Below are 7,961 nucleotides of genomic sequence, written 5' to 3'. Positions count from 1 at the left end.
TGTACCACTACAACCTTACAACACCACTTTTCTTATCATCTCTAAATATAATAGATTTATTAATTAGATGTAAGAACCTTTCCACTAAATCCCTTTCCTTATCAAATAATTCTAGTGGAATTAACATTCTTTTCTTAGAAACATAAGCATTACTCAATAAGTTTGAACAATCTTCATATCCATACACAACCCAATATTTTCTATCTTTATTAAAATAAAATCCTTTTGCTTTGGTATCATAAGAAATAAGTTTCTCATAAAATTCTTTATAAGAGCTAATCAAATCAATATATGTATTACACATAAATTAACTCCTTCTTAGCTATAAATTTTCCCTCAGTATTAAGATGTTTTGCAACAAAATGTTTCATCGCTATTTGTTCAGACTCTGGCATAAGCCAAAACATAATATTTGTATACCAATACCACCCCAATTTTGTTAGATAAAATCGTTCTTTATCCTCAGTAATCAACTTATAATTTTTAAGCTGTGATATTTTTTCTTGTAATGATAATGGGATATTTATCATGTCTATTTTAGATTTTTCCACTTCACCATGATAGGGAAGCCGCATAATCAAAGCTTTCATTTCATCTAAAATCTTTGAATGTTTATTAATAGTCATAGGAATTTTTCCATTCATCATAGAATTTATATAGTTTTGTCTACTAGATGTATTAGTAATAGTATGCTCTCGTATTGATGATACTGCATTCACACCAAACCCATGTAAATCATGATCTGAATATCCATAAACATGTTCATGATAAATAAAACTATATTTATTTGTTACTACAGATTGATCTACTTCATCCACCCTAACATATCCATGCCCATTATGAGGTATAAATCCTTTATTTCTCATATATGAATCAATCAACATATTCATAGAAAATTTTCTAGTAGCTGTTGTTAAAGGTAATCCTCTATCTCGAATAGCTTTATGAAGTTTTGCTTGAGTCATAACATTATCAATTGGTTGACATCCTCCCCGCCCTAAAGGACGGGGATTCCTACCAGCTTCCACGCCTTGCGTGGGCTACTCTCGGTGGGTTCTTGCTGCTGACCTCTAACGAGGTTCACTTCACAAGCGCTACGGCGATGTCCTCGCCTGCTTTTCATTATGCCTGAACGATTGCTCGCCCACGCGCTAAAACATTCATCGCACCAACCACATCGGCATTTTCTGTGTAGCCACACTCTACGCATTCAAAATGTGCTTGCGTTTGGCGATTTTCTTTTGCTACATGACCACAACAAGGGCAAGTTCGACTGGTATTTTGCGCTGGCACTGCCACTAAAAATCCGCCTTGCCATTGCGTTTTGTAGTCCAACTGACGGCGAAATTCAAACCACGATTGGTCGAGAATGGCTCGATTTAATCCTGATTTTGCGGCTACATTCTTGCCGTGTTGCTCTGCTGTGCCTTTGGCGGATTTCGACATATTTGCCACTTGCAAATCTTCAATGTAAATCATTGCGTGGTTTTTGCTGATTTGGGTTGAGATTTTATGCAAAAAATCTTTGCGGCAATTAGCGATTTTATGATGCAATTTGGCGATTTTTGCCTTTAATTTCTGCCAATTTTGGCTAAATTTGACCTTGTTTTTAAGCCGTTTTTGCAGTTTTGCCAATTTGCCTTTATAGGTTTTAAACGCATTCAACGGTTCAAAAAACTCACCATTTGAAAGTGTGGCAAATCGTGCCACGCCCATATCAATACCAATTTCACCGCCGTTGTGTATTGGAATTTGATATTCAAACTCAGTCTGAATACTGACAAAAAAGCGTCCACGTTTCTGGCTGACAGTGACATTTTTGATTTCACCGATGACCTCACGACTGTTACGGTAACGGACCCAGCCGATTTTGGGTAGCCAAATGCGGTTATTGTTCTGTTCCAACTTGCAACCTTGTGGAAAACGAAAGCTCTCTTTGACGCCTTTTTTCTTGAATTTTGGGAAATCCGCACGCTGTTGAAAGAAGTTTTTAAACGCATTTTCAAGGTCTTTTAACGACTGTTGCAGCGCTTGCGAATGACATTCTTTGAGCCAAATTAGCTCTTTCTTCCATTGCGGAAGTAAGTTGGCAATTTTGCTGTAGCTGAATTTTTGATTATTATCTTGTTGATATTGCTCATTTTGCCACGCCAATGCCCGATTAAACACAAAACGACAACAGCCACAAAATTGCTTGATTTTGCGACTTTGTTCGCCGTTGGGCATTATCTCGAACTTAAAAGCTTTGCGGAGTAACATACAAAAATAGGAGTGTAAAAATGGTGCTATTTTATATTGTTATTGATTTTTCGCCAACATCGACAACAACAAACGCCAGATTCGCTTGTGCCTTATATCTCCGCCCTGAAGGACGGAGTTTTACGGCACGAATCTGATAAATATCAATATTAGATGCTCCTAGTGCAATAGCTTTTTCTAAATCCCTTATTAATTCCTCCTCATCTTGACCATTCATTCCATACAATATATCAAATAATACTGTTTTAAAATTTTTATTTAATAAATCAGCAGCAAAATTAATTTGTTCATATGTCGATGTAAGATTAAATAATTTTCTCCAATTAGGATCAAATGTTTGCAGCCCAAACCTAGGATGAGTAACCCCCATTTCTTTCATGGCAAAAACTTTATCAGACGAAAGGCTTTTTATTTCTATCTCAAATGAAAACTCACAATCTTTAGATAATAGAAAATATTTTTTTATCGCTTCTCCAATTTTAATCATATTATCTGGAGATAGAAGTGATGGTGTCCCTCCACCAAAAAATATAGCTTTTACCGGTATACTAAAATAATCATTTATTTTTGATTTAATCTCTATTTCTTTTATAAGAGCATTAACATATTTATCAACAATATCATGATCTCTATATGCACCTCTAGTAAAAGGACAAAAACTACAAATAGTTTCACAGAATGGAATATGAAAATATAAAGCTCTAGAATTTATGCGAAAGTTACTTCTACCAAGAATGTCGTTTATATTTTCATCAAAAACTCTTTTTCCTTGTGTTGGAAAGAAAAAATTATATACAGGAAATTGGTAATCAAACTTAAATAAACCGTTATCTCGTAAATTCATACTACTCTCCTTATAGTCATGATTTTTTTGTTTTCTCTATTTCTGGAATATGACACCCTCGTTCAATATAGCGATGAGATATTTTTTGTACCTTTGGTAATTTAGCTTCTATCTCTTCTACAGCAGAAAAGCATTTATCTCCACAAGTATAAATATCTATGCTCAAATAGTTTTTTTCCGGATAAGTATGATAAGAAAGATGTGATTCACTAAGCAAAAAGATACCTGTTACACCTTCTCCTTTTGTAGTAAATTTATGCGATAAAAAACCAATAGTATTAAATTTCGTTTTACTTAACACTTTCAAAAAAAATGTTTCTAATAGCTTATCATTTTTGAGAAAATTTATATCACTAAGAATTACATCTAAAATATAATGGTAACCTTTATCTTCCATAAAACCTCTCCTATATATACAAAAAAGGACAGCATACTCTGTCCTTTAATCTTAAATTACCAAGCTACATCATTGAAATCATAATGTTCAGTAGGTAATTCTGTAGCAAAAAGATCGATTGCACTCTCCATAAAAATCTCCTTAATAGATTACTTAACAATGATAATGACACTTACAACTTAAAAGTGTCGAATATGATTTATAAATATAAAAGAACTTTTTATCAACAAAAATTTAACAAAAAGTTATTTTTTTTAACAATTAGCATTTCATATCAAAATAGGATTTGCTGATATGTTTCTTCATGCAGTTTTAGGTAGAGGTATAGAGAATGAAATAACACGTTTTGTCATAGCTTGCTTTGCTATAACCCAAGTTATCTAATACCAAAACTTGATACAAAATAAATAAACGTGTTTTAAAAAAAAGCGGAACATTGCCTATAAGATCAAGAAAGAGTAAGATTTTATATTGTTATTAATTAATTAAGAATATTTATGAAATTAAGTACTTTTACTGATTACAATTTGCGTGTTCTGCTTTATCTCGCAGCACACCAAGATAGGCTTTCCACCATTCAGGAAATTGCGCTCGCTTACAATATTTCTGAAAATCATCTAATGAAAGTAATTCATCATCTTGCGAAAAATGATCTCATTTTATCCATTCGTGGTAAGGGTGGTGGTATTCGTTTACATCGAGCGCCGAGCGAATTGAATTTAGGGAAAATTGTTCGTTTAGCGGAGCAAAAAGGGCCTATCGTTGAATGCTTGGGAGATAAAAATAAGTGTTGTATCGCACCGAGCTGTCGTCTGCCATTGGCATTAAATGATGCATTCAACTCTTTTTATGAAACGTTATCTAAATATACGTTAGCCGATGTGATGATAGATGGCGCGACAATGCAGCCTTTGTTGGCTAACAATGAGAAAGGTGCTGCCTAAAAGCAACACCTTTCTATGTGCTGTCTATCTTAATAAATAGATAGCCTGATAAGGTTTTAACTTGATCGTTTCCGTCTGACAGCAAATTTCATCATAATTATTCAGCAAGATTTGGTACTGTGTAATATCCATTTCTCTATCTAAATTGAACAGCAGTTCTTTGTCAGTTAAATTTGCCAACACAAATAAACAGCTATCCTCACTTTCCCGTCGATAACACCACAAAGAATCAGATTCCGGCAATAAATCCTGATAATTACCTTCCGTAAAAATCGGGTACTGTTTTCGTAATGCAATTAAGCGTTGATAACAATAAAATACAGAGTTTCTGTCTGCCAAGGCTTGTTGTACGTTCAGCTGTTGATAATTTCCGGCAACTTCAATCCAGCTTTCTCCCTCACTAAAACCGGCGTTTTTATCTTGATTCCATTGCATTGGAGTGCGACTGTTGTCACGCGATTTCTGCGCTAAAATTTTCAGCAACAATGCTTCAGGTACACCTTTGTTCTGTAATTCCTGATACATATTTAGGCTTTCCACATCACGATACTGATTTAGTGAAGTAAAATTCGGATTGGTCATCCCGATTTCCTCACCTTGATAAATATAAGGCGTACCTTGAAGACCGTGTAAAATCATTGCCCATAATTTTGCAGAAACTATCCGTAATGTCCCCTCATCTCCAAAACGTGAAACAATGCGAGGTTGATCGTGATTACACCAAAACAATGCATTCCACGCTTTACCATACATTCCTGTCTGCCAATAATGGAAAATACGTTTTAATTCAATAAAATCTGGTTTAGCATAGCTCCATTTTTCACCATTTGGATAATCCACTTTTAGATGATGGAAATTAAAGGTCATTGAAAGTTCCGTACCGTGCAAATTGGCATATTGCTGACAATGTTGCAAACTAGTTGAAGACATTTCACCAACCGTCATTAAGCCTCTTTCTTGAAAAACATCTCGACTTAGTTCCTGCATAAATTCGTGAATACGCGGTCCATCGGTATAAAAGCGACGACCATCACCTTGATCATCATTCGGAAAACGCTGATCTTTAGAGACCAGATTAATCACATCCAATCTTAAACCGTCAACGCCCTTATCTGCCCAAAAATGGCAAATTTTTTTTAATTCAGCACGCACTTTCGGATTTTCCCAATTTAAATCTGCCTGTTCTGTTGCAAAAAGATGCAAATAATGCTTGCCTACTTTTTCACTCCATTGCCACGCATTACCGCCAAATTTAGAGCGCCAATTATTCGGCAATTTATCTTTATGTTCGCCTCGCCAAATATAAAAATCGTGATATTTACTATTAATATCTTGTGCCTGTTTAAACCATTGATGTTCAGTTGAAGTATGATTGAACACCATATCCATAATCACTCTGATATTTCGCTGATGTGCCTGTTCAACCAAATTTTCAAAGTCTGCCATTGAGCCATAACTCGGATCAATCGCACAATAATCAGCAACATCATAACCATTATCAACCTGTGGTGAAACATAGATTGGTGTAATCCAAATAGCATCCACTCCTAAATTTTTTAAATAATCCAATCGCTGCGTAATGCCATTAATATCGCCAGTACCAGAACCGGTTGTATCCTGAAAACTTTTTGGGTAAATTTGGTAAATAACGCCTGTTTTCCACCATTGTTGTTGAGAAGCCTGCTGCATAATTATCTCCTTATAAAGTGCCGTTTGCGGCTTTACGTTTATAAACAATAGCGGTTAAAACCAATGGAACAATAATGGCAATCAGCATTGCTAATGCATAAATCAACCAGAATTGTGGTTTGATCGATAAAATTCCCGGCAAACCGCCTACTCCGATACCATTTGCCAACACTCCACTGAAACCACAAAGCAATGCCGCAAACGCAGAGCCAATCATTGCGCATAGCATAGGGAAACGATATTTTAAATTGATACCGTACATTGCCGGTTCTGTTACTCCTAAATAAGCGGAGATTGCTGCCGGCACTGAAATTTCGCGTTCATTGGCTTTTTTGCTGACCAACACAATCGCCAACACGGCTGAAGCTTGAGCAATATTCGATAATGCAATCAGTGGCCACACCGGTGTTCCGCCCATACTTTGAATCATCTGCATATCAATCGCTAATGTGGTTTGATGTACTCCGGTAATAACCAATGGCGCATAAAGGAAACCAAATAATGCTGCGCCGATTGGTGCAAAACTGCCAGTCATTGCGGCACGAACCACATAAGCCACGCCGTTGCCAATTTCGCGTCCGATAGGTCCAATAATGGAATGTGCTAAAAAGACAGCGATAATCAATGAAACAACAGGCACAATCACAAGATTCAATGAATCCGGCACAATCTTTCTTAAACGTGTTTCTAACCAACCTAAAGCTAAACCAGCCATAATGGAAGGAATAACTTGTGCTTGATAACCGACTTTATCAATTGTAAATAAACCGAAATCCCAAATGTCCGGTATTTGTGTTCCCAAACCGTAGGAATTCATCAATTGCGGAGAAACTAATGTAACGCCTAATACAATACCTAATATCGGTGAACCTCCCATTTTTTTCACTGTAGACCAACAGATACCGACCGGTAAATAGAAGAAAATTGCTTCACCAATTAACCACAAGAAATCATAAATGGTTTGCCACATCGGGCTTGTCTGTACCAACGTCTTGCCATCCGATAACGGAATATCGCCGATAACATTACGGAAACCTAGAATCAAACCTCCACTAATCAATGCTGGTAATAACGGAATAAAAATTTCAGCAAAATGAGAAATTAAGCGTTCGTGCCATTTCATATTTTGTCTGGCAGCTGCTTTAACATCATCTTTACTGACTTCACTGATAGAAGTCTGTTTCACCAACTCTTTATAATACAAATCGACTTCCGGCCCGATAACCACTTGGAATTGCCCGGCATTAGTAAAACAGCCTTTTACCATCGGCAAGTTTTCTATTGCTTTCACATCTGCTTTAGCGGTGTCGTTCAATACGAAACGTAACCTTGTAATACAATGCGTTGCCGATGCAATGTTATCTTTACCACCTATTAATGTAATCAACTTGGTGATATTTTGCGGATCAATTTTTTTTGCCATAGTGTCCTCAAGATCTAATCAACTAAATTAACCGATCACAGCATAACCAATGATGAAGTTTTACACAATGGGAACGTTCCCAAAATATGATCAAGATCACAAAATAAACATATCTTTAATTCTCTTACGGCTAAAAATCAGAAAAGCCATAGCAGCAATGAGACCGATTTTGTTGCTAATTAAGCTAAAAGAGGTTAAATGATTTTGCACTATCGCAAAAATAAGATAATGACAAACTGTTGACAAAGACGAGCAAAATCAATAAAATCTCGCCCGCATTGCCCAATGGGGCTATTCCTCCTTAGTTCAGTCGGTAGAACGGTGGACTGTTAATCCATATGTCGCTGGTTCAAGTCCAGCAGGAGGAGCCAGATTTTTTTCTTTTGGTACTATGTTTTATTTGTC

The 7,961-nt window shown here is 36.1% G+C and carries 8 protein-coding genes and 1 tRNA gene; 2 read left to right on the top strand and 7 right to left on the bottom strand.

The features are described 5' to 3' along the window. Positions 1 to 7 precede the first annotated feature (7 nt). The 5 genes from QV04_RS10185 to speD form a co-directional block, all read right to left on the bottom strand. Complete coding sequence (locus QV04_RS10185; protein WP_065231673.1) at positions 8 to 304, bottom strand: hypothetical protein; 297 nt, start codon at positions 302 to 304, stop codon at positions 8 to 10. Beyond that, positions 297 to 965, bottom strand: coding sequence for a hypothetical protein (locus QV04_RS11695; protein WP_197494826.1), 669 nt, complete (start codon positions 963 to 965; stop codon positions 297 to 299). The genes QV04_RS10185 and QV04_RS11695 overlap by 8 nt, the downstream gene beginning before the upstream one ends. Positions 966 to 1,122: 157 nt before the next feature. Next, positions 1,123 to 2,259, bottom strand: a complete 1,137-nt coding sequence (locus QV04_RS10175) for an RNA-guided endonuclease InsQ/TnpB family protein (protein ID WP_065231674.1) — start codon at positions 2,257 to 2,259, stop codon at positions 1,123 to 1,125. Between the two features lie 31 nt (positions 2,260 to 2,290). Beyond that, a complete protein-coding gene (locus QV04_RS10170; protein WP_231924194.1) occupies positions 2,291 to 3,103 on the bottom strand; it encodes a radical SAM protein in 813 nt (270 codons plus the stop codon). 16 nt (positions 3,104 to 3,119) lie between these two features. Beyond that, the gene (speD, locus tag QV04_RS10165) at positions 3,120 to 3,500 is read right to left on the bottom strand and encodes an adenosylmethionine decarboxylase (RefSeq protein ID WP_039135736.1); all 381 of its coding nucleotides are present in this window, start codon (positions 3,498 to 3,500) and stop codon (positions 3,120 to 3,122) included. 497 nt (positions 3,501 to 3,997) lie between these two features. On the opposite strand from speD, the gene QV04_RS10160 reads away from it, so the two are divergent. Continuing rightward, positions 3,998 to 4,444, top strand: coding sequence for an RrF2 family transcriptional regulator (locus QV04_RS10160; protein ID WP_039081450.1), 447 nt, complete (start codon positions 3,998 to 4,000; stop codon positions 4,442 to 4,444). A gap of 24 nt (positions 4,445 to 4,468) precedes the next feature. Here QV04_RS10160 and treC read toward each other — a convergent pair whose 3' ends face one another. Both treC and treB read right to left on the bottom strand, forming a co-directional pair. Next, positions 4,469 to 6,133, bottom strand: coding sequence for an alpha,alpha-phosphotrehalase (gene treC, locus QV04_RS10155; protein WP_065233430.1), 1,665 nt, complete (start codon positions 6,131 to 6,133; stop codon positions 4,469 to 4,471). Between the two features lie 10 nt (positions 6,134 to 6,143). Beyond that, positions 6,144 to 7,556, bottom strand: coding sequence for a PTS trehalose transporter subunit IIBC (gene treB / locus QV04_RS10150; protein WP_065231676.1), 1,413 nt, complete (start codon positions 7,554 to 7,556; stop codon positions 6,144 to 6,146). Positions 7,557 to 7,851: 295 nt separating this feature from the next. On the opposite strand from treB, the gene QV04_RS10145 reads away from it, so the two are divergent. Next, positions 7,852 to 7,927 (top strand) — tRNA-Asn (locus tag QV04_RS10145). Positions 7,928 to 7,961: the final 34 nt, after the last annotated feature.

The sequence above is a fragment of the Gallibacterium genomosp. 1 genome (assembly GCF_001678575.1).
Lineage (GTDB): Bacteria > Pseudomonadota > Gammaproteobacteria > Enterobacterales > Pasteurellaceae > Gallibacterium.
Note: the sequence above shows the minus strand (reverse complement) of the source record. Positions and strands in the feature narration are given on the sequence as shown.